This window comes from Kocuria massiliensis, from assembly GCF_900169715.1.
GTDB classification, from domain to species: Bacteria; Actinomycetota; Actinomycetes; order Actinomycetales; family Micrococcaceae; genus Rothia; species Rothia massiliensis.
Genome location: NZ_LT835161.1, coordinates 582,180 through 601,807 on the forward strand (window position 1 = coordinate 582,180; position 19,628 = coordinate 601,807).

General features: G+C 62.2%; 16 protein-coding genes. All 16 read left to right on the plus strand.

Annotated features, from left to right (window positions below; genetic code table 11):
• The 16 genes from B9Y51_RS06910 to rpsJ all read left to right on the plus strand — a co-directional run bounded on the left by B9Y51_RS06910 (position 1) and on the right by rpsJ (position 19,616).
• A complete protein-coding gene (locus B9Y51_RS06910; RefSeq protein WP_085529238.1) occupies positions 1-3,894 on the plus strand; it encodes a DNA-directed RNA polymerase subunit beta' in 3,894 nt (1,297 codons plus the stop codon).
• Positions 3,895-4,142: 248 nt separating this feature from the next.
• The gene (pcaH, locus tag B9Y51_RS06915; protein WP_085529239.1) at positions 4,143-4,979 is read left to right on the plus strand and encodes a protocatechuate 3,4-dioxygenase subunit beta; all 837 of its coding nucleotides are present in this window, start codon (positions 4,143-4,145) and stop codon (positions 4,977-4,979) included.
• Positions 4,976-5,620, plus strand: a complete 645-nt coding sequence (gene pcaG / locus B9Y51_RS06920; RefSeq protein WP_085529240.1) for a protocatechuate 3,4-dioxygenase subunit alpha — start codon at positions 4,976-4,978, stop codon at positions 5,618-5,620. Before pcaH ends, pcaG begins: the two co-directional genes overlap by 4 nt.
• A gap of 1 nt (position 5,621) precedes the next feature.
• Positions 5,622-6,845, plus strand: coding sequence for a lyase family protein (locus B9Y51_RS06925; protein WP_158088267.1), 1,224 nt, complete (start codon positions 5,622-5,624; stop codon positions 6,843-6,845).
• Complete coding sequence (gene pcaDC / locus B9Y51_RS11430) at positions 6,842-8,101, plus strand: bifunctional 3-oxoadipate enol-lactonase/4-carboxymuconolactone decarboxylase PcaDC (protein ID WP_085529242.1); 1,260 nt, start codon at positions 6,842-6,844, stop codon at positions 8,099-8,101. Before B9Y51_RS06925 ends, pcaDC begins: the two co-directional genes overlap by 4 nt.
• A 25-nt stretch (positions 8,102-8,126) precedes the next feature.
• On the plus strand, positions 8,127-9,329 hold the full coding sequence (locus B9Y51_RS06935; protein WP_048682945.1) for a thiolase family protein: 1,203 nt from the start codon (positions 8,127-8,129) through the stop codon (positions 9,327-9,329).
• Between the two features lie 3 nt (positions 9,330-9,332).
• Positions 9,333-10,019: a 3-oxoacid CoA-transferase subunit A gene (locus B9Y51_RS06940; RefSeq protein ID WP_048682941.1), complete on the plus strand. Its 687-nt coding sequence runs from the start codon at positions 9,333-9,335 to the stop codon at positions 10,017-10,019.
• Positions 10,016-10,717 carry a 3-oxoacid CoA-transferase subunit B gene (locus B9Y51_RS06945; protein WP_085529243.1) on the plus strand — a complete coding sequence of 234 codons (702 nt, stop codon included), beginning with the start codon at positions 10,016-10,018 and terminating at the stop codon, positions 10,715-10,717. The genes B9Y51_RS06940 and B9Y51_RS06945 overlap by 4 nt, the downstream gene beginning before the upstream one ends.
• The gene (locus B9Y51_RS06950; RefSeq protein WP_048682936.1) at positions 10,714-11,499 is read left to right on the plus strand and encodes an IclR family transcriptional regulator domain-containing protein; all 786 of its coding nucleotides are present in this window, start codon (positions 10,714-10,716) and stop codon (positions 11,497-11,499) included. Before B9Y51_RS06945 ends, B9Y51_RS06950 begins: the two co-directional genes overlap by 4 nt.
• A gap of 383 nt (positions 11,500-11,882) precedes the next feature.
• Positions 11,883-12,257, plus strand: coding sequence for a 30S ribosomal protein S12 (rpsL, locus tag B9Y51_RS06955; protein WP_085529710.1), 375 nt, complete (start codon positions 11,883-11,885; stop codon positions 12,255-12,257).
• Entirely contained in the window at positions 12,257-12,727 is a 471-nt protein-coding gene (gene rpsG / locus B9Y51_RS06960; RefSeq protein ID WP_030015050.1) for a 30S ribosomal protein S7, read from the plus strand. Before rpsL ends, rpsG begins: the two co-directional genes overlap by 1 nt.
• 66 nt (positions 12,728-12,793) lie before the next feature.
• On the plus strand, positions 12,794-14,908 hold the full coding sequence (fusA, locus tag B9Y51_RS06965; protein WP_048682933.1) for an elongation factor G: 2,115 nt from the start codon (positions 12,794-12,796) through the stop codon (positions 14,906-14,908).
• Positions 14,909-15,088: 180 nt separating this feature from the next.
• Complete coding sequence (gene tuf / locus B9Y51_RS06970; RefSeq protein WP_048682929.1) at positions 15,089-16,279, plus strand: elongation factor Tu; 1,191 nt, start codon at positions 15,089-15,091, stop codon at positions 16,277-16,279.
• A 278-nt stretch (positions 16,280-16,557) separates the two neighbouring features.
• Positions 16,558-18,174: an FAD-dependent oxidoreductase gene (locus B9Y51_RS06975; RefSeq protein ID WP_085529244.1), complete on the plus strand. Its 1,617-nt coding sequence runs from the start codon at positions 16,558-16,560 to the stop codon at positions 18,172-18,174.
• A 53-nt stretch (positions 18,175-18,227) separates the two neighbouring features.
• On the plus strand, positions 18,228-18,821 hold the full coding sequence (locus tag B9Y51_RS06980) for a hypothetical protein (protein WP_143468018.1): 594 nt from the start codon (positions 18,228-18,230) through the stop codon (positions 18,819-18,821).
• Between the two features lie 486 nt (positions 18,822-19,307).
• Positions 19,308-19,616, plus strand: coding sequence for a 30S ribosomal protein S10 (gene rpsJ / locus B9Y51_RS06985; protein ID WP_030015043.1), 309 nt, complete (start codon positions 19,308-19,310; stop codon positions 19,614-19,616).
• Positions 19,617-19,628 lie beyond the last annotated feature (12 nt).

Here is a 19,628-nt window from a genome sequence, read left to right on the forward strand (position 1 = left end):
ATGTCCAACGAATCTTCACTTGGTTTGATGCGGATTGGCCTGGCCACCGCGGAAGATATCCGAAACTGGTCGTACGGTGAGGTCAAGAAGCCGGAGACCATTAACTACCGAACCCTGAAGCCGGAGAAGGAAGGCCTGTTCGACGAGCGGATCTTCGGTCCGACCCGCGACTGGGAATGCTACTGCGGTAAGTACAAGCGCGTGCGCTTCAAGGGCATCATCTGTGAACGCTGCGGCGTCGAGGTGACTCGCGCCAAGGTGCGCCGTGAGCGGATGGGCCACATCGAGCTGGCCGCACCGGTCACCCACATTTGGTACTTCAAGGGCGTTCCGTCGCGCTTGGGTTACCTCCTGGACCTCGCGCCGAAGGATCTCGAGAAGATCATTTACTTCGCCGCGTACATGATTACGTGGGTTGATGAGGAAGGCCGTCACGACGACCTGCCGAATCTTCAGGCCGCGCACGATAAGGACAAGAAGTCCCTGGAATCCGAGCGCGACGCCGATATTGCGGCGATTGCCAAGGAGACCGAGGAAGAGCTCGCGCGCATCGAAGCCGAGGGTGGCAAGGCCGCGGAGAAGCGCAAGCTGCGCGATTCCTCGGAGCGCCAGATGGCTCAGGTTCGCAAGCGCGTCGACGCCGAGATTTCTCACCTCGACCAGGTCTTTGACCGCTTCAAGAACCTCAAGGTCAGCGACCTCGAGGGCGATGAAGCTCTGTACCGTTCGATGGTCGACAAGTACGGCATGTACTTCGAGGGGTCGATGGGCGCCGAGTCCATCAAGCGTCGTCTCGAGAACTTCGATATGGAGGCCGAAGCTGAGGCCCTCCGCGAGGTCATCCAGAACGGCAAGGGACAGCGCAAGACTCGTGCGCTCAAGCGCCTCAAGGTCATCAACGCCTTCCTGACCACGGATAACTCGCCGCTCGGCATGGTTCTGGACGCCGTCCCGGTCATTCCGCCGGAGTTGCGCCCGATGGTGCAGCTCGATGGTGGACGCTTTGCGACGTCGGACCTGAACGACCTCTACCGCCGTGTGATCAACCGCAACAACCGCCTGAAGCGTCTGTTGGATCTTGGTGCCCCCGAGATCATCGTGAACAACGAGAAGCGCATGCTCCAGGAGGCCGTTGACTCACTGTTCGACAACGGCCGTCGCGGTCGCCCCGTGACGGGTCCGGGCAACCGCCCGCTCAAGTCGCTCTCCGACATGCTCAAGGGCAAGCAGGGACGCTTCCGTCAGAACCTGCTCGGTAAGCGCGTCGACTACTCGGGCCGTTCCGTGATCGTCGTTGGTCCCCAGCTCAAGATGCACCAGTGTGGTCTGCCCAAGCAGATGGCTTTGGAGCTGTTCAAGCCCTTCGTGATGAAGCGCCTCGTGGAGCTGAACCACGCGCAGAACATCAAGTCGGCCAAGCGTATGGTCGAGCGTTTCCGCCCGCAGGTTTGGGACGTCTTGGAAGAGATCATCACGGAGCACCCCGTGTTGCTCAACCGTGCGCCAACCCTGCACCGTCTGGGCATTCAGGCGTTCGAGCCGCAGCTCGTCGAGGGCAAGGCCATTCAGCTTCACCCGCTCGTGTGCTCGGCCTTCAACGCCGACTTCGATGGTGACCAGATGGCCGTGCACCTTCCCCTGAGCCCCGAGGCGCAGGCGGAAGCTCGCGTGTTGATGCTCTCCTCGAACAACATCCTGAAGCCCTCCGACGGCCGTCCGGTGGCGGTTCCGTCGCAGGATATGATCATCGGTCTGTACCACCTGACCACGGTTCGTGACGGCGAAAAGGGAGAGGGCCACGCCTACTCCTCCCTCGCCGAGGCGATCATGGCCATGGAGCGTCACGAGATCCACCTCAACTCCCGAGTGAAGATCATCCTCAACGACTTCGTGCCGTACGAAGGATGGGAAGCACCGGAGGGTTGGGAGCAGGGACAGCCCGTCCTGGTCGAGTGCACCGTGGGACAGGTGCTGTTCAACGAGACTCTTCCGGCCGATTACCCGTGGTTCCGCGGCGTCGCCGACAAGAAGGGCCTCGGACAGCTGGTCAACGACCTCGCCGAGAACTACCCGATGGTCGAGGTTGCCCGCACTCTGGACAACCTCAAGGACACCGGTTTCTACTGGGCTTCGCGCTCCGGCGTGACCGTCGCCGTCTCCGACATCGCGACGCCGCCGAGCAAGCCCCAGATCATGGCAGGCTACGAGCAGCAGGCCGACGAGATCCAGGGCCAGTACGAGATGGGTCTGATCGACGACGACGAGCGTCGTTCCGAGCTGATCGACATCTGGACGAAGGCGACCGACGAGGTGGCCGAGGCGATGCGCGACAACCTCACCGACCTCAACACGATCAACCGCATGGTGTCTTCGGGCGCCCGTGGTAACTGGATGCAGGTCCGTCAGATTGCGGGTATCCGTGGTCTGGTGGCGAACACCCGTGGCGAGATCATGCCCCGCCCGATCAAGTCCTCGTACCGCGAGGGCCTGTCGGTTCTGGAGTACTTCATCGCGACGCACGGTGCTCGTAAGGGCCTTGCCGATACCGCGTTGCGTACCGCGAACTCGGGTTACTTGACCCGTCGTCTCGTGGACGTTTCGCAGGACGTCATCGTTCGCGAACTCGACTGCCAGACCCGTCGTGGCCTGGTGCTCCCGTTGGTGCAGGTCGATCCGGATACCGGCTCTATCTCGCTGCATGAGGACGTCGAGAACTCGATCCACGGCCGTATCCTTGCGGTCGATGTGAAGGACGAGGACGGCAACGTTCTGGTCCCCGCGGGCGAGGACGTTTCGGATTCCGTCATCCAGACGATGTACAAGGCTGGCGTCCAGGAAGTTCGCGTCCGTTCGGTGCTGACCTGTGAGTCCGCCGTCGGTGTGTGCGCCAAGTGCTACGGCCGTTCGATGGCCTCGGGCAACCTGGTGGACATTGGTGAGGCCGTGGGCATTATCGCTGCGCAGTCGATCGGTGAGCCGGGTACCCAGCTGACCATGCGTACCTTCCACACCGGTGGTGTTGCCTCCGCCGAAGACATCACCCAGGGTCTGCCCCGTATTCAGGAGCTCTTTGAGGCACGAACCCCGAAGGGCGTGGCTCCGATCTCCGAGATCGCCGGTCGCGTGACCATCGAGGACACCGAGAAGGCCTTGAAGATCATCGTGACGCCGGACAGCAAGGACGACGAGGCCATCGCCTACCCGATCCTGCGCCGTGCTCGCCTGCTCGTGGAAGACGGCGAACGCGTCGAGGTTGGCCAGCAGTTGGTCTCCGGTGCCGTGGATCCGAAGGAAGTTCTGCGTATCCGTGGTCCCCGCGAGGCGCAGAAGCACCTGGTGGACGAGGTCCAGGGCGTGTACCGCTCGCAGGGTGTGGGCATCCACGACAAGCACGTGGAAGTTATCGTCCGTCAGATGACCCGCCGCATCACGGTGATCGAATCCGGTGAGACCGATCTGCTTCCGGGCGAATTGGTGGAGACCGTGCAGTTCCAGCAGGCGAATAAGAAGGCCGTGACGACGCAGCAGCGTCCGGCGGCCGGTCGTCCGGAGCTCATGGGCATCACCAAGGCCTCGTTGGCGACCGACTCGTGGCTCTCTGCGGCCTCCTTCCAGGAGACCACTCGCGTCCTCACGCAGGCCGCGATGGAGGGCAAGTCCGACCCGCTGGTTGGCCTCAAGGAGAACGTCATCATCGGTAAGCTCATCCCCGCCGGTACCGGTTTGGACCGTTACAACGACATCGAGGTTGAGCCGACCGAGGAAGCACGCGAGAAGATGTACGCCAACTCCACCGGTTTTGGCGACTTCAGCTACGCTGCCGAAAATGACGCTTCCGTGGCCGCCGAGTTCCAGGCCATCCCGTTGGATGACTACGACTTCGGCAATAACTAAACACTGAGTTGCGGACCTGCCTGAGGGCGATCCGCACCGAACGACGGCCGGCCCCCTCCTATCTGGAGGGGGCCGGCCGTCGTTAAAGGTGGGGTAGCTTCGTGCCTGTCACCAGGGCCTCCCTCGGACCCTGAATCGCCCTCTCGAGGTTCGCATCGCGCACACAAATTCTGAGAGCGAACTTTTCGCCGATAGATTGACCATGGCGCGGATCACGAGCGGATTCGGGAACAGGAAGGGAGGACGGCATGACACAGGAGTCACACGCCGAAAAGAATCTGGACGAGGAGAACTTCACCCAGCCGGTGGTGTTGAATTCCGACGCCGCCGCGGACAGCCAAGACGCGATCAATCGAGAGATCGATCGGGTTCATCAGGCGGCTCGAAGCGGTGGATCGGTTGAAACGCAACCCCGTCTGGATTTTCCCCCGTATCGGAGTTCGGTGTTGCGGCACCCGACCAAGGACCTCCACCACACGGACCCGGAGCTCATCGAGCTCACGTCACCGGCTTTCGGACATCGCGACGTTCACGAGCTCGAATCCGATCTGACGATCCAGGGCGGCGGAGAACCCGTGGGCGAGAGGATCAAGATCACCGGCCGGGTCATGGACGCCGCTGGTCGACCGGTCCGTCATCAGCTCGTGGAAATTTGGCAGGCCAACGCCGCAGGACGCTACATCCACAAAAGGGATCAGCATCCGGCCCCGATCGACCCGAACTTCACGGGCGTCGGTCGGTGTCTCACCGACGAAGCCGGAAATTACGAATTCACCACCATCAAGCCGGGGCCGTACCCGTGGAAGAACCACCGCAATGCCTGGCGCCCGGCGCACGTGCACTTTTCGCTGTTCGGCACGGACTTTACACAACGCATGATCACCCAGATGTACTTCCCCGGTGATCCGCTGTTCAGTCTGGATCCGATCTACCAGTCGATTACGGATCAGAAGGCGCGTGATCGTCTGGTCGCGACCTACGACCACGGCGTCTCGGAACACGAATGGCTTTTAGGCTACCGGTGGGACATCGTCCTCGGTGGCAGCCAGCGGACCTGGATGGAACCCGAGGAGGAGCAGCGATGACCCGCGACACGACGACGCGTCCCACCAGCATAGGGCGGCCCCTGGCCGATCACCCGCAGGATCTCACGCCCACCCCTGGGCAAACGATTGGCCCCTTTTTCGGTTATGCCACCGCAGCCGAAGCGGTCGGACTGCCGTACCGTGGAGGCAACGAGCTCGTGGACCGCTCTCGACCGGGCGCGGTGCGTCTGACCGGGCAGGTCTACGACGGCAATGGTGACGTTGTCCCCGATGCCATGATCGAGATCTGGCAGGCGGCCGAGGACGGCTCGATCCCCGAGGAGACCGGGTCGCTACATCGCGACGGTTACACCTTCACAGGGTGGGGGAGGGACGCCGTCGATCGGCTCGGAACCTATTCCTTTACGACCGTCAATCCCGGTCCCACGGACCGCGGACATGCCCCTTATTTCCTCATGGTCGTATTCGCCAGAGGCCTCCTCAATCGCTTGTTCACCCGCGTCTACCTGCCGGACGATGCCGAGGCGCTGGATGCGGATCCGCTCTTGGCGTCCTTGCCGGCCGATCGTCGTGCGACGCTTATCGCAGATCGCGAGCCGGACGGCACCTTGCGGCATGACATTCGCCTTCAGGGAGAGGGAGAGACCGTGTTCCTTTCGTACCCCGGAATCGACGGCTGACATGACCTTCAGTGATCTCCTCATCCCCGGCGGGCAACGCGCCGACTCCGTGGTCGGGGACGATGCGGTGCTTCGAGCGCTGGTGTCCGCGGAAGCCGAGTGGGTCCGGGCGCAGGCCGACGCCGGTGTGCTGGATCCGCCTTTGGCCGCTCGCATCGCCTCCGCGATCGAGCAGGCCGAGATAGATCCTGAGGCCCTCGCGAGCGGGGCCGAAGGTGGGGGCAACCCCGTGATTGGTCTGGTCGCGATATTGCGTCGGTCAGTCGCGCAGCGGGTTTCGGAAGAGGCCTCCATGGCCGTCCACCGGGCGTTGACCAGCCAAGACGTGATGGACACGGCCCTCATGAGTGTTGTCTCCTCGGCGTTGGCGGGATGCCACGAAGCCTTGGGCCGCACCGGTGACTCCTTGGCTCGCCTGAGTGCCGAACACGCCGACACGGTGATGGTGGCCCGGACGCTGGGCCAGCATGCGTTGCCGACGACCTTTGGTGCCCGGGCCGGTCGGTGGCTCGACGGCGTCGCGGCCGCATACCGGGAGACGGACCCCGACCACACGTGGTTGCCCGTATCCGGGGGAGGCGCCGCAGGAACCCACCGCGCGGCGTTGGCGCTCGAATCCATGGCCGAAGACTCGGCCCTGGACATGTCGTTGGGGGATCGGCTCGGGCTCTTCTGGGCGCGGCGATTGGGCCTCAATGGGCCAGTCGCCGATCAGGTCTGGCACACGCGGCGTCGCCCCATGATCGACGCGGTCGAGCCCCTGGCCCGAGCCGCCGTCGCGTGCGCCAAGATGGCCGGCGACGTCGTGATCTCCTCGCGCAATGAAATTTCGGAGCTTGCAGAGCCGGCCGCCGAAGGCCGGGGCGGATCCTCTGCGATGGCGCATAAGAAAAATCCGACCCTGTCGATTCTGATCCGCCGGTCCGGGGTCACGGCCTCGCGTGCGGTCGGTGCTCTGATGGAGTCAGAGGCCCTCGCGGTCGAGGAACGGTCGGAGCTCGCCTGGCACCTGGAATGGGAGCCGATTCGAACAGTTGCTCGTCACGGGCTGATCGCGACGTCCCTTGCGGCGGAACTAGCGGAAGGGCTGATCGTCGATCCCGAGGCGATGACCCGAAATCTCAATCTCGACGGGAATTCGTCCGCGAGCCGGGACACAGGAAATAGCGCGGACCAGGCCCGTGCGGCCGCCCGTCGATGGGACACAGCAAAGGAGCAATCATGACGGTGCCGGACCTGATGTCGGTGGCCCTCGGAAGCAATCTGGACGGCGGCGAACCATCCTCGCGGCATGCGAAACCTCTGTTGGTCGTCGGTCCCTCCCTTGGGACGTCCGTGACGCCGCTGTGGGCTCCGGCCGCGGAACACCTGCGAGAAGAATACGACGTCGTCGGGTGGGAACTGCCCGGGCACGGACGGGGCACGCCCGTGAGCGAGCCGTTCACGGTCGAGGAGCTTGCCGAAGGCGTCCACCGATTGGCCGACCGGATCCGTGCCGAACGAGGTCGCCCCGAGGAGAGCTACCTCTATGCGGGGGTCTCGGTCGGCGGAGCAGTCGGTCTCGCTCTGGCACTGGCACACGGGGATGAGCTCAGGGGACTGGCGGTGATCTGCACGGGCGCGAAAATCGGCACGGCGGAGAGCTGGATCGGCCGCGCGGAACTGGTGGAGGGTTCAGGCACTCCCACACAGATCATCCATTCCGCGAAGACCTGGTTTGCCCCCGGGTTCCTCGACCAACAGCCCGTGGTAGGCACCGAACTTCTGCACAGCCTGCAGGAGGCCGACCGAGCCAATTACGGCCTGGTGTGTCGAGCCTTGGCGGTCTTCGACGTCCGCGAGAGGCTGTCCGAGATCGACGTCCCGGTGCTGACCATCGCGGGCGGACACGATCCCGCAACCCCGCCCGAATCCCTTCAGGAAATCGCCGAAGGGGTCCAGTCCGGACGCTCCACGGTCTACCTCGACGCCTCGCACCTCGCGGTCGCCGAGGTCCCGGACCAGGCGGCGGCGGACCTGACAGAGTTCTTCGGCGACCTGCCTAAAAACGCCGCAAGTGGGACCGCGGCGGTATCCGATTTGCCGGATCCTTCGAAAACCCGCGACGAGGTCAAGGCGGACGGTATGGCGGTTCGCCGCCAGGTCCTTTCCGATGAGCACGTGGACCGAGCGGTATCCGCGACCACGTCCTTTACCGAGCCCTTCCAAGACCTCATCTCCCGGTACGCCTGGGGAGAGATCTGGACCCGTCCAGGATTGGATCGTAAGACGCGCAGCGCCATCACGCTGACCGCGATGATCGCCTTGGGCCACTGGTCCGAATTCGAGATGCACGTCAAGGCGGCTCGCCGCAACGACGTCAGCGTCGCGCAGATACAGGAGATCATCTTGCAATCGGCGATCTACTGCGGCGTTCCTGCCGCCAATACCGCATTCGCCCACGCACAGACCGTCCTTCGTGATCTCGGCGAGATCAGCTAAACCTGCGCTTACCAGGAGGAACCTCATGACCGACCCCACCGCAACATTCATCTACGACGCGGTCCGGACGCCCTTTGGGAAATATGGAGGCGCCCTGTCCGGGACTCGCCCCGATGACTTGGCGGCCTTTGTGGTGCGCCGGGTCGTCGAGCGCTCCGAGGCCCTCGACGCCGCGGAGGTTTCCGAGGTCATGCTCGGCAACGCCAACGGGGCGGGGGAGGAGAACCGCAATGTGGCCCGAATGGCGGCGCTCCTGGCCGGAATGCCGGTATCGACGCCGGGAACCACGATCAACCGTCTCTGCGGCTCCTCATTGGACGCCGCAATGCAGGCGAGCCGATCCATTGCGGTCGGTGACGCCGAGATCGTCGTCGCCGGCGGCGTCGAATCAATGTCTCGAGCGCCCTGGGTCCTGCCCAAAACCAGCAAGCCATTCCCGGCGGGGGACCTCAACCTGGCCTCGACCACGCTGGGGTGGCGGCTCGTGAACCCCAAGATGGAAGAGGACTGGACCGTGTCCTTGGGAGAGGCCACGGAACGCCTGGCGGAACGGTACGGCGTCGAGCGCGAGGACATGGACGAGTTCGCCGCGACCTCGCATCAGCGCACGGCCTCGGCCTGGGACGAGGGCTTCTACAACAACCTGGTCGAGCAGATGCCAGGGACCGACCTCGAACGTGATGAGTCGTTGCGACCGGGGAGCACCCCAGAGACTCTGGCCGGCCTTAAGACGGTCTTCCGCCGGGATGGCGGACGGGTCACCGCGGGAAACGCCTCGCCTCTCAACGACGGCGCGTCGGCCGTTCTGCTTGGCAACGAGAGGGCAGCCGATCGCATCGGGCGTGCGCCTATCGCCCGTTTGGCGGGGCGCGGGACCGCGGCCAACGAACCGCAATTTTTCGGATACGCGCCGGTCGAGGCGGCTGACCGCGCGCTCGAACAGGCGGGGATTGATTGGGGGCAGGTCGGGGCCGTCGAACTCAACGAGGCCTTCGCCGCACAATCCCTCGCGTGCATTCGTGCCTGGGACATCGATCCGGCGATCGTGAACCGCCACGGCGGGGCCATTGCGATCGGGCATCCCCTGGGTGCTTCCGGTACCCGCATTCTGGGCACGCTCGCGCGTTCGCTCCAGGCATCGGGACGGCGATGGGGCGTCGCGGCGATCTGCATCGGCGTCGGCCAGGGATTGGCCGTCGTCCTCGAAAACGTTGAAGGGAAGAACTGAACCATGACAGAGTTCGCGCAGACCGCGACCGAGGCCGTCCGACATATCGCCGATGGATCGACCGTGATGATCGGCGGATTTGGGGTGGCCGGGCAACCCGTGGAACTGATCGATGCGTTGATCGACCAGGGTGCACAGAACCTGACCGTGGTCAACAATAACGCCGGCAATGGGGACGTGGGCTTGGCCCGTTTAATTCAGCTCGGTCGCGTCAGCAAGGTCATTTGTTCCTTCCCCCGACAAAAAGACTCTTGGCACTTTGACGAAAAATACCGGGCCGGGGAGATCGAACTCGAGCTGGTGCCACAAGGCAACCTTGCCGAGAGAATTCGCGCGGCTGGGGCGGGAATCGGTGGTTTCTTCACGCCGACCGGCTACGGCACCCAACTCGCGGAAGGAAAAGAGACCCGAGAGATCGACGGCGTCCACTACGTCCTGGAGCAGCCTTTGCGGGCCGATTTCTCCCTGACCAAGGCGCAGACGAGCGACGGCGTCGGCAACCTGACCTATCGCAAGACCGCCCGGAACTTCGGGCCGATCATGGCCGCCGCCGCGCAGCATTCCATCGTTCAGGTGGCAGAGAGGGTCGAGACCGGCCAAATGGATCCGGAAGCGGTCGTGACCCCGGGAATCTACGTGGATACCGTCGTCGCGATCGACTCCCAGACGCAGAAAGGTGACCAGGCATGAGCACGGTGACAGAGACTCCTCAGACGCGCGAGTCGGCCCTGACCCGCGATGACATGGCACGGATGGTGGCTCGCGACATCCCGACGGGGGCCTTCGTGAACCTCGGGATCGGCCAGCCGACCAAGGTCTCCGATTACCTCGACGTCGACCAGGGAGTGACCCTCCACACTGAGAACGGCATGTTGGGCATGGGGCCGGAGGCTCATGGTGACGATATTGACCCTGACCTGATCAACGCGGGCAAAATTCCGGTTCTGGAGACCCCGGGGACCTCGTATTTCCATCACGCGGATTCGTTTGCCATGATGCGCGGAGGCCACTTGGATATCTGCGTTCTGGGAGCCTTCCAGGTCGCGGCCAACGGCGACCTTGCCAACTGGTCCACCGGGGAGCCCAGCGCAATTCCCGCAGTCGGAGGGGCCATGGATCTGGCGATCGGCGCCAAACAGACGTTCGTCATGATGAACCTTCGATCCAAAGATGGTTCGGCCAAGTTCGTCCCGGAGTGCACCTTTCCGCGGACCGGGGTGGGGTGCGTGTCACGGGTCTACACGGAAGCGGCCGTCTTCGACATCGCCGCCGACGGCGTGCACGTGCGCGAGACCTTCGGTGTGAGTGTGGCGGAACTCGCCGAAGAGCTGGACGTCGAACTCCTGGGCCCCCTCGAAGGCGCCTCGGAAGAAGCTTCGGTTCGATGAGCGACGCCTTTGTGCAGTCGCTGGCCCGCGGGATCTCGGTTCTACGGGCCTTCGACGCCGAGCACGCCAGCATGTCGCTGTCTGAGGTGGCCCAGCGGACGAACCTTACACGGGCGACGGCCCGGAGGTTTCTGCACACCCTGGTCGACCTCGGCTACGTTCACCAGATCGACAAGGAATTCCGGCTGAGTCCTACTGTATTGAGCATCGGCTATTCCTACCTGTCGAGCCTCTCCCTGCCCGACCTGGCATACCCGCATCTCCGGGAACTCTCGGGCCGGATCGGCGAGTCGACGTCGATGTCGGTCTTGGAGGGCGACGACATCATCTACGTCGCCCGGGTCCACGCGCGCCGCATCATGCACGTGGCGATCAGCGTCGGGACGAGCTTTCCGGCCCACGCGACCTCTATGGGCCGCGTTCTTCTGAGCGGACTCTCCGAGGACCGCCTCGAGGAATACTTGGCCCGCCAGCGTCCGGAGAGCATTACGGACCGGACCATCACCGACGTTCAAGATCTGCGCACCCGCATCCGGCGTGCGCGGGAGCGGGGCTGGGAAATGGTCGATCAGGAGCTCGAGATGGGGCTTCGGTCCGTCGCCGCGCCGGTTAAGGACGCTAGAGGTGCGCACATTGCGGCCATCAACGTGTCCATGCGTGTTGGCACGGAGAATGCTCGCGCGGACACGATGGTCGAGCGCATCGTTCCACGCTTGGAAGAAACCGCCCGACGGATCGGGCATGCGTACCGATCAGGCGTTGGTCTCAGCGTCCATTCCTGAATAGTGGGCGTTGTGTGTGCCACATGCGTTCGCCAAGTCGCGGGATCTGGGGTATCGTTGCACGTGAAGTACTCAGTCTCAGTGCGAGTGTGCTGTGCGACGTGGCTCCAACCAGGATGTTGACGGTTTCTCTCCGTGCAATGTGGTTGGCGGAAACATCGCGGTACGCGTTCGGGACGGGCTTCAGAATCAATGGCAGGTATGGATACGGTCCTCTGACGCACATTTTTTATTTTTTGCGTCAAAATGCCATCAATTAACTGTGCCCATTTCCCAATACCGCTAGACCGGACATCAGTGCTCTCAGCGCGGCTCACACCGCACGAGGCATACATTTCAAGGTGACCCGCGAGGGTCGCCAAGATCAAACGGAGAACTCGAAATTGCCTACAATTCAGCAGCTGGTCCGCAAGGGTCGGACTCCCAAGGTCATTAAGACCAAGGCGCCCGCTCTTAAGGGCAACCCTATGAAGCGCGGCGTCTGCACCCGCGTGTACACCACCACCCCCAAGAAGCCGAACTCCGCTCTGCGTAAGGTCGCCCGCGTCAAGCTCAACGGCGGCGTCGAGGTTACGGCATACATTCCGGGTGAGGGCCACAACCTCCAGGAGCACTCCATCGTGCTCGTTCGCGGTGGTCGTGTGAAGGACCTCCCCGGTGTTCGTTACCGCATCGTCCGTGGCGCGCTTGATACCCAGGGTGTCAAGAACCGTGGCCAGGCTCGTTCGCGCTACGGCGTCAAGAAGGAGAAGAAGTAATGCCTCGTAAGGGTCCCGCTCCCAAGCGTCCTCTCGTCGTCGATCCCGTTTACGGATCGCCGCTCGTGACGCAGTTGATCAACAAGGTCCTGCAGGACGGCAAGAAGTCCACCGCCGAGCGCATCGTTTACGGTGCCCTCGAGGGTGTCGCCCAGAAGACCGGCTCCGACGCCGTCACGACCCTCAAGAAGGCTATGGATAACATCAAGCCTTCCCTCGAGGTTCGTTCCCGCCGAGTTGGCGGTGCAACCTACCAGGTGCCGGTTGAGGTCCGTTCGGGCCGTTCGACCGCCCTGGCCCTGCGCTGGCTCGTGGGCTTCTCCAAGCTTCGCCGAGAGAAGACCATGACCGAGCGTCTGATGAACGAGATCATGGATGCGTCCAATGGTCTCGGTGCCGCTGTGAAGCGTCGCGAAGATACCCACAAGATGGCCGAGTCCAACAAGGCCTTCGCACACTATCGCTGGTAATTTCATCCTGTTGGCCCGCTCGATCCGGGCGGGCCTTCCGGTTGATCCACCTGAAAGGGACACATCGTGGCACTTGACGTGCTTACCGACCTGAACAAGGTCCGCAATATCGGCATCATGGCCCACATCGATGCCGGCAAGACCACCACTACCGAACGCATCCTGTACTACACCGGTATCAACCACAAGATCGGTGAGACCCACGACGGTGCATCCACGATGGACTGGATGGCCCAGGAACAGGAACGCGGCATCACGATTACCTCCGCCGCGACCACGTGCTTCTGGAAGAACAACCAGATCAACATCATCGATACTCCGGGCCACGTCGACTTCACCGTCGAGGTGGAGCGTTCGTTGCGCGTGCTCGACGGCGCCGTTGCTGTGTTTGACGGCAAGGAAGGCGTTGAGCCGCAGTCCGAGACGGTGTGGCGTCAGGCGGACAAGTACGAGGTTCCCCGCATTTGCTTCGTCAACAAAATGGACAAGCTCGGTGCGGATTTCTACTTCACCGTCGACACCATCGTTAAGCGTCTCGGCGCGACCCCGATCGTCATGCAGCTGCCCATCGGTGCAGAGAATGACTTCGTCGGCGTCGTCGACCTGCTTGAGATGAAGGCTTACGTCTGGCACGGCGACGCCAAGGGCGACGTCACGCTCGGCCAGAGCTACGAGACCCAGGAGATCCCCGCGGACCTCCAGGAGCGTGCCGAAGAATACCGTAACCAGCTCGTGGAGCAGGTTGCTGAGTCCTCTGAGGAACTCATGGAGAAGTACCTCGAAGGTGAAGAGCTGACCATCGACGAACTCAAGGCTGGCATCCGCCAGTTGACCGTCGATAACGCTGCTTACCCGGTCTTCTGTGGTTCGGCGTTCAAGAACCGCGGCGTTCAGCCGATGCTCGACGCCGTGATCGACTACTTGCCTTCGCCGCTCGATGTGCCCCCGATGGTCGGTCACGACCCCAAGGACGAAGAGGTCGAGTTGACCCGTCGCCCCGCGAAGGACGAGCCGTTCTCCGCGTTGGCGTTCAAGGTTGCCGCTCACCCGTTCTACGGCCAGTTGACCTACATCCGCGTGTACTCCGGTACGGCCTCCTCGGGCCAGCAGGTGCTCAACTCGACCAAGCAGCGTCGTGAGCGCATCGGCAAGCTCTTCCAGATGCACTCCAATAAGGAGAATCCGGTTGAGGAGATCCAGGCGGGCCACATCTACGCCGCGATTGGCCTCAAGGAGACCACGACCGGTGACACCCTGTCGGATCAGGCGAACCCGATCGTCCTCGAGTCGATGACCTTCCCCAAGCCCGTGATCTTCGTTGCCATTGAGCCGAAGACCAAGAGCGACCAGGAGAAGCTGTCGACGGCTATCCAGAAGCTGTCCGCTGAGGACCCGACCTTCACTGTCAACCTCAACGACGAGACCGGTCAGACTGAGATCGGCGGTATGGGCGAGCTTCACCTCGACGTCCTCGTGGATCGCATGAAGCGCGAATTCCGCGTGGAGGCGAACGTGGGTAAGCCGCAGGTTGCTTACCGCGAGACCATCAAGAAGGCCGTCGAGAAGGTTGACTACACCCACAAGAAGCAGACCGGTGGTTCCGGTCAGTTCGCTAAGGTGCAGATGAACTTCGAGCCGATCGCGCTCGACGCCGAAGAACTCTACGAGTTCGAGGATAAGATCACCGGCGGCCGCGTGCCCCGTGAATACATCCCGTCGGTGGATGCCGGCATCCAGGATGCGATGCAGCTCGGCATTCTCGCGGGATACCCCGTGGTTGGTGTGAAGGCCACCCTGGTGGACGGCGCCTACCACGACGTCGACTCCTCCGAAATGGCCTTCAAGATCGCCGGTTCGATGGTATTCAAGGAAGGCGCACGCCGCGCCAACCCGGTACTGCTCGAGCCGTTGATGGCCGTCGAGGTTCGTACTCCGGAGGAGTACATGGGTGACGTCATCGGCGACTTGAATTCGCGCCGTGGCCACATCCAGTCCATGGAAGACGTCGCCGGCGTGAAGCTGGTCTCGGCTCTCGTTCCGCTGTCCGAAATGTTCGGCTACATCGGTGACCTGCGTTCCAAGACGCAGGGTCGTGCGGTGTACTCGATGACCTTCGACAGCTACTCCGAGGTTCCGAAGGCCGTCGCCGACGAAATCATCCAGAAGAGCCGCGGAGAGTAATTCCCCGCATGGCGGCTCTTCTGGGCCGCTGACCTAATCCATTCAATACAGCCTCGGAAGCTTGCGCTGGTTTTCGTACGGGAAGTCTTTTCCGTTATTGTTGACCAGGAATCCGTCTTCAACCACGGACTGCGCAGAAAGCCAGCGCAAGTTTCCATCAAACGTTCTAGGAGGAACATAGTGGCTAAGGCAAAGTTCGAGCGCTCCAAGCCGCACGTCAACATCGGTACCATCGGTCACGTTGACCACGGTAAGACCACGTTGACTGCTGCCATCTCGCAGGTTCTGGCGAACAAATTCCCGGACCTCAACGAGAAGAAGGACTTCGGTATGATCGACTCCGCTCCTGAGGAGCGGCAGCGCGGTATTACCATCAACATTGCTCACATTGAGTACCAGACCGACAAGCGTCACTACGCACACGTTGACGCCCCCGGTCACGCTGACTACGTCAAGAACATGATCACCGGTGCTGCCCAGATGGACGGCGCTATCCTCGTGGTCGCCGCCACCGACGGCCCCATGGCCCAGACTCGCGAGCACGTCCTGCTCGCCCGCCAGGTTGGCGTTCCCTCCCTCCTCGTCGCGCTGAACAAGTCCGACATGGTTGAGGACGAGGAACTGCTCGACTTGGTCGAGATGGAGGTTCGCGAACTGCTGTCCTCGCAGGAGTTCGACGGCGACAACGCCCCCGTCATCCGCGTGTCCGCTCTCAAGGCCCTCGAGGGCGACGAGAAGTGGGTCAAGTCGGTTGAGGACCTCATGGAGGCCGTGGACGAGTTCATCCCGGATCCGGTTCGCGACAAGGACAAGCCCTTCCTCATGCCGATCGAGGACGTCTTCACGATTACCGGCCGCGGCACCGTCGTGACCGGCCGTGCAGAGCGCGGTACCCTGAAGCTCAACTCGGATGTCGAGATCATCGGTATCCGCGACCTTCAGAAGACCACCGTGACCGGTATCGAGATGTTCCACAAGCAGTTGGACGAGGCCTGGGCCGGCGAGAACTGTGGTCTGCTCCTTCGTGGCCTCAAGCGCGACGACGTCGAGCGTGGCCAGGTTGTTGCAGCCCCCGGCTCGATCACCCCGCACACCAACTTCGAGGCGAACGTTTACATCCTCTCGAAGGATGAGGGTGGCCGTCACAACCCGTTCTACTCGAACTACCGTCCGCAGTTCTACTTCCGCACCACGGACGTTACCGGCGTTATCACTCTGCCCGAGGGCACCGAGATGGTTATGCCCGGCGACAACACCGAGATGAGCGTTGAGCTGATCCAGCCCATCGCTATGGAAGAGGGCCTCGGCTTCGCTATCCGTGAGGGTGGCCGCACCGTTGGTTCGGGTCGCGTCACCAAGATCACCAAGTAGTCATATCTGGTGATTTCGACGTGGGAATGATCACTCGTTCCTGACGTCAAACCCTAAAGGGCCCCGGCTATGCCGGGGCCCTTTTGCGTACTCAGAGGCGCATTATTGTCGATCTCAAGCGACGTGACATCCCGGTCTGGGGGACCCGCGGCCGCTTCGTCGCTGGAACCTGAGAGTATTCTTGAATGTGCAAAGTCCAAATTTGAACAAGAACCCGTTGGGGGATCTTTCCCTCAACGCGGGTCGGTCTAGGCACAGTAGTCAAGAAAGTAGCCGAAGTGTCCCCGTCAGTCTCTCGCCGAACATTTGTCACTGCCTCATTAGCCACCGGTGCCGCGGTAGCTGTCGGTTCGGAGGCGAGTCCAGCGCTAGCTGCGCCGCCCGCCGAAGTTCGGAGTGGCCCGCGTATTGCGGTCATCGGTTCGGGGTATGGCGGGGCCGTCGCAGCCCGAAGTCTTGCCGAAGCGGGGCGTCGGGTTGACCTCATTGAAATGGGCGCGGACTGGGAAGCCATGTCGAGTTCTTCCGGTCCGGTCTTTCCGGGTATGCGCTCACCCAATGAACGGTCGATGTGGTTTAAGAATCGAACGGATATGCCGTTCAGCTACTTGGGCGGCCTGGACATTATCAACCGTCCCATCAGGCGTGCCGCCGGCGTTCTCGATATCGAAACCTTTGCCGGAATCAAGGTGTACCTGGGGCGGGGCGTCGGGGGTGGTTCGCTGGTCAACGGCGGCATGGCCGTGACGCCGTCGCGCTCCTTCTTCGAAAAGGTGCTTCCGTCGGTCGATGCCGCGGAGATGTATGACACCTATTTCCCGCGGGCTCGGCAACAGCTGCTCGTCACCGAGCCGCCTTTGGACATCGTGATGAACTCTCCGTGGTACCAATTTGCGCGGGTCAGTGCGCTGCAGGCCAAGAAAGTGGGGTACCGACACCAACTGGTCCCCAATGTCTACGATTTCGACTACCTGCGTAAGGAAACGTTCAAGCAGGTTCCGCGCTCTGCCCTCGTTGGTGAGGTGATGTTTGGGAATAACTACGGCAAACGATCGTTGCCCAAATCTATTCTCCGGACGGCGTTGGCAACGAACAGAGTGAACCTCATTCCTATGACGGAGGTGACGCAGCTATCCCAGCGCCCGGATGGAACCTTTGAGCTTTCACTGCGAACCATTGACTTCTGGGGCAAAGAAACTGAGCGGCGGACGGCGGTCTACGACCGCGTCGTGCTCGCCGCCGGTTCTGTGGGGACGTCTCGTTTGCTGCTCAAGGCCAAGCGTTACGGCACGGTGAAGGGTCTGCCGGATGCGATTGGTCAGTACTGGGGCCCCAACGGCAATGTGATGCTGGCTCGGCGGATGTGGGGATACCCCACGGGCATGCATCAATCGACGATTCCTGTCCTGGGCGTGAGCAACTGGGATGACTCGGAACGATCCGTCTTCGCTGAAATCGCGCCGTTCCCCACCGGCATCGAGCTGCATACCGGCGTGTACTTGGCGATCACCAACAACCCCAACACAGGGAAATTCACGTGGGATGACCAGCGGAGAAATGTGCACCTCGACTGGGGGCCGAGTCACGCGAAACCAGGGGTCGACGCCGTTCGGGCATTCTTTGACCCGATCAACAGAGCACATTCGGGTACTTCGTACCGCGCCGATGTCTTCGAACGTCGGCAGCAATTCGCCGACTACTTCACGTACCACCCGCTTGGCGGGGCCGTGCTGGGGGAGGCCACGGATCTTTCGGGCGAGGTTAAAGGCGTACCAGGGCTATTCGTCATGGACGGTTCGTTGATCCCGGCGAAGATCGGCGTCAACCCCTTTGTCACCATCACGGCATTGGCCGAACGCAATATGGACCGGCTCCTTGCGGGCCACCGATTCTAGGAGCACCACGAATAATGCAAGATCTTGTCACCACCCGGCGGCACCATGGCACGGTGAAGAGAGCACTTCTCTGGGCGGCACCGGTCGTTGCGGCATCCACGATGATTCCGGCCGTCGCGGCCAGCGCACAGCCTGGGCGGGTTCGGTTTATCGTCGCTGACCCCTCCGTGAACTTCGGAACGTTTAGACCGGAATGGGATGTGCCGGTGTATCGATTCGCTTCAGGTAATGCGCAACGCACCAAAGCGTCCCTTCCGTCGTCGTTCATCATCCGCAACGACGGTTCGGTCCCGGCGGAGAACCCCACAGGCCAATTGACTCTCACCATGCGGGACTATGACACGGACTATGCACCGGTGGGAGCTAACCAGATGAAGGTGACTTCTCCGTCGAGTGCGGTGAGTATTCGGGAAGAGCGAACGCCGATCGGATCCCGTGAAGGCTCACGGTTTAGGGTTTCTTACCGGGGGATCATCCAACCGGGACAAAGTGTGAACGTTCCGTTGCGATACTTCGTGAACCCGCCATTTCGCAACGTCACCTTCAACCTCTTGGTCTCCGCGCTGGCTGATTCACCTGGAGGCGAGGTGCCGGGGGAGCGAAGTGAACGCATGGGCCACGTGCCAGGCTTTGGTGGATGGCTCTAAGGAGCCTTGTTCTCGTTGACGGTTACCCGACGTCCGTGCGGGGCAGGCGATCACGCAGGCCTCGTGCGGACATCTCGCCCATCAGGCGAAACGTGCATGTGTCTCTGACCACTTCGTGAATTATGGGTTGCCAAGACTTTGCGGCCTCTGGCAAGATAGAGGACGTTGTTCAAGCGCTTGTTGGCGTTGAATTGCCCGAATAGGCCTTATGGGCCGCCCGGGCGATCCGCACAAGCCCAAAATGACCCGGTCCGAAAGCTCAACGGCAGTCTGCGCGAACAAAGCGCGACACGCCCGAGTACGGGGGTCGGTGCTTCTGCGAATTGAGGAACCCGGGAATGCCGGATTCAGTTCGTGTGAGGCGGCGCCGGAAATTCAGGATAAATCCGCAACGGCGGATACCTGAGTGACTGCCTGAAGACGCCATACAGAGGAGCCCTTGAGGTTCCTACACAGGGAAGTACTTGAAGAAAGAGAGTCCGACAGATGGCGGGACAGAAAATCCGCATCCGGCTGAAGTCGTATGACCACGAGGTCATCGATTCTTCGGCCCGGAAGATTGTTGAGACGGTGACGCGTGCAGGCGCGACGGTTGTTGGCCCCGTGCCGCTGCCCACCGAGAAGAACGTGTACTGCGTGATCCGCTCGCCGCACAAGTATAAGGACAGCCGCGAGCACTTTGAGATGCGTACGCACAAGCGGCTGATCGACATCGTCGACCCCACGCCCAAGGCAGTTGACTCGCTCATGCGCCTGGACCTGCCGGCAGACGTGAACATCGAAATCAAGCTGTAAAGAGGATCGCAT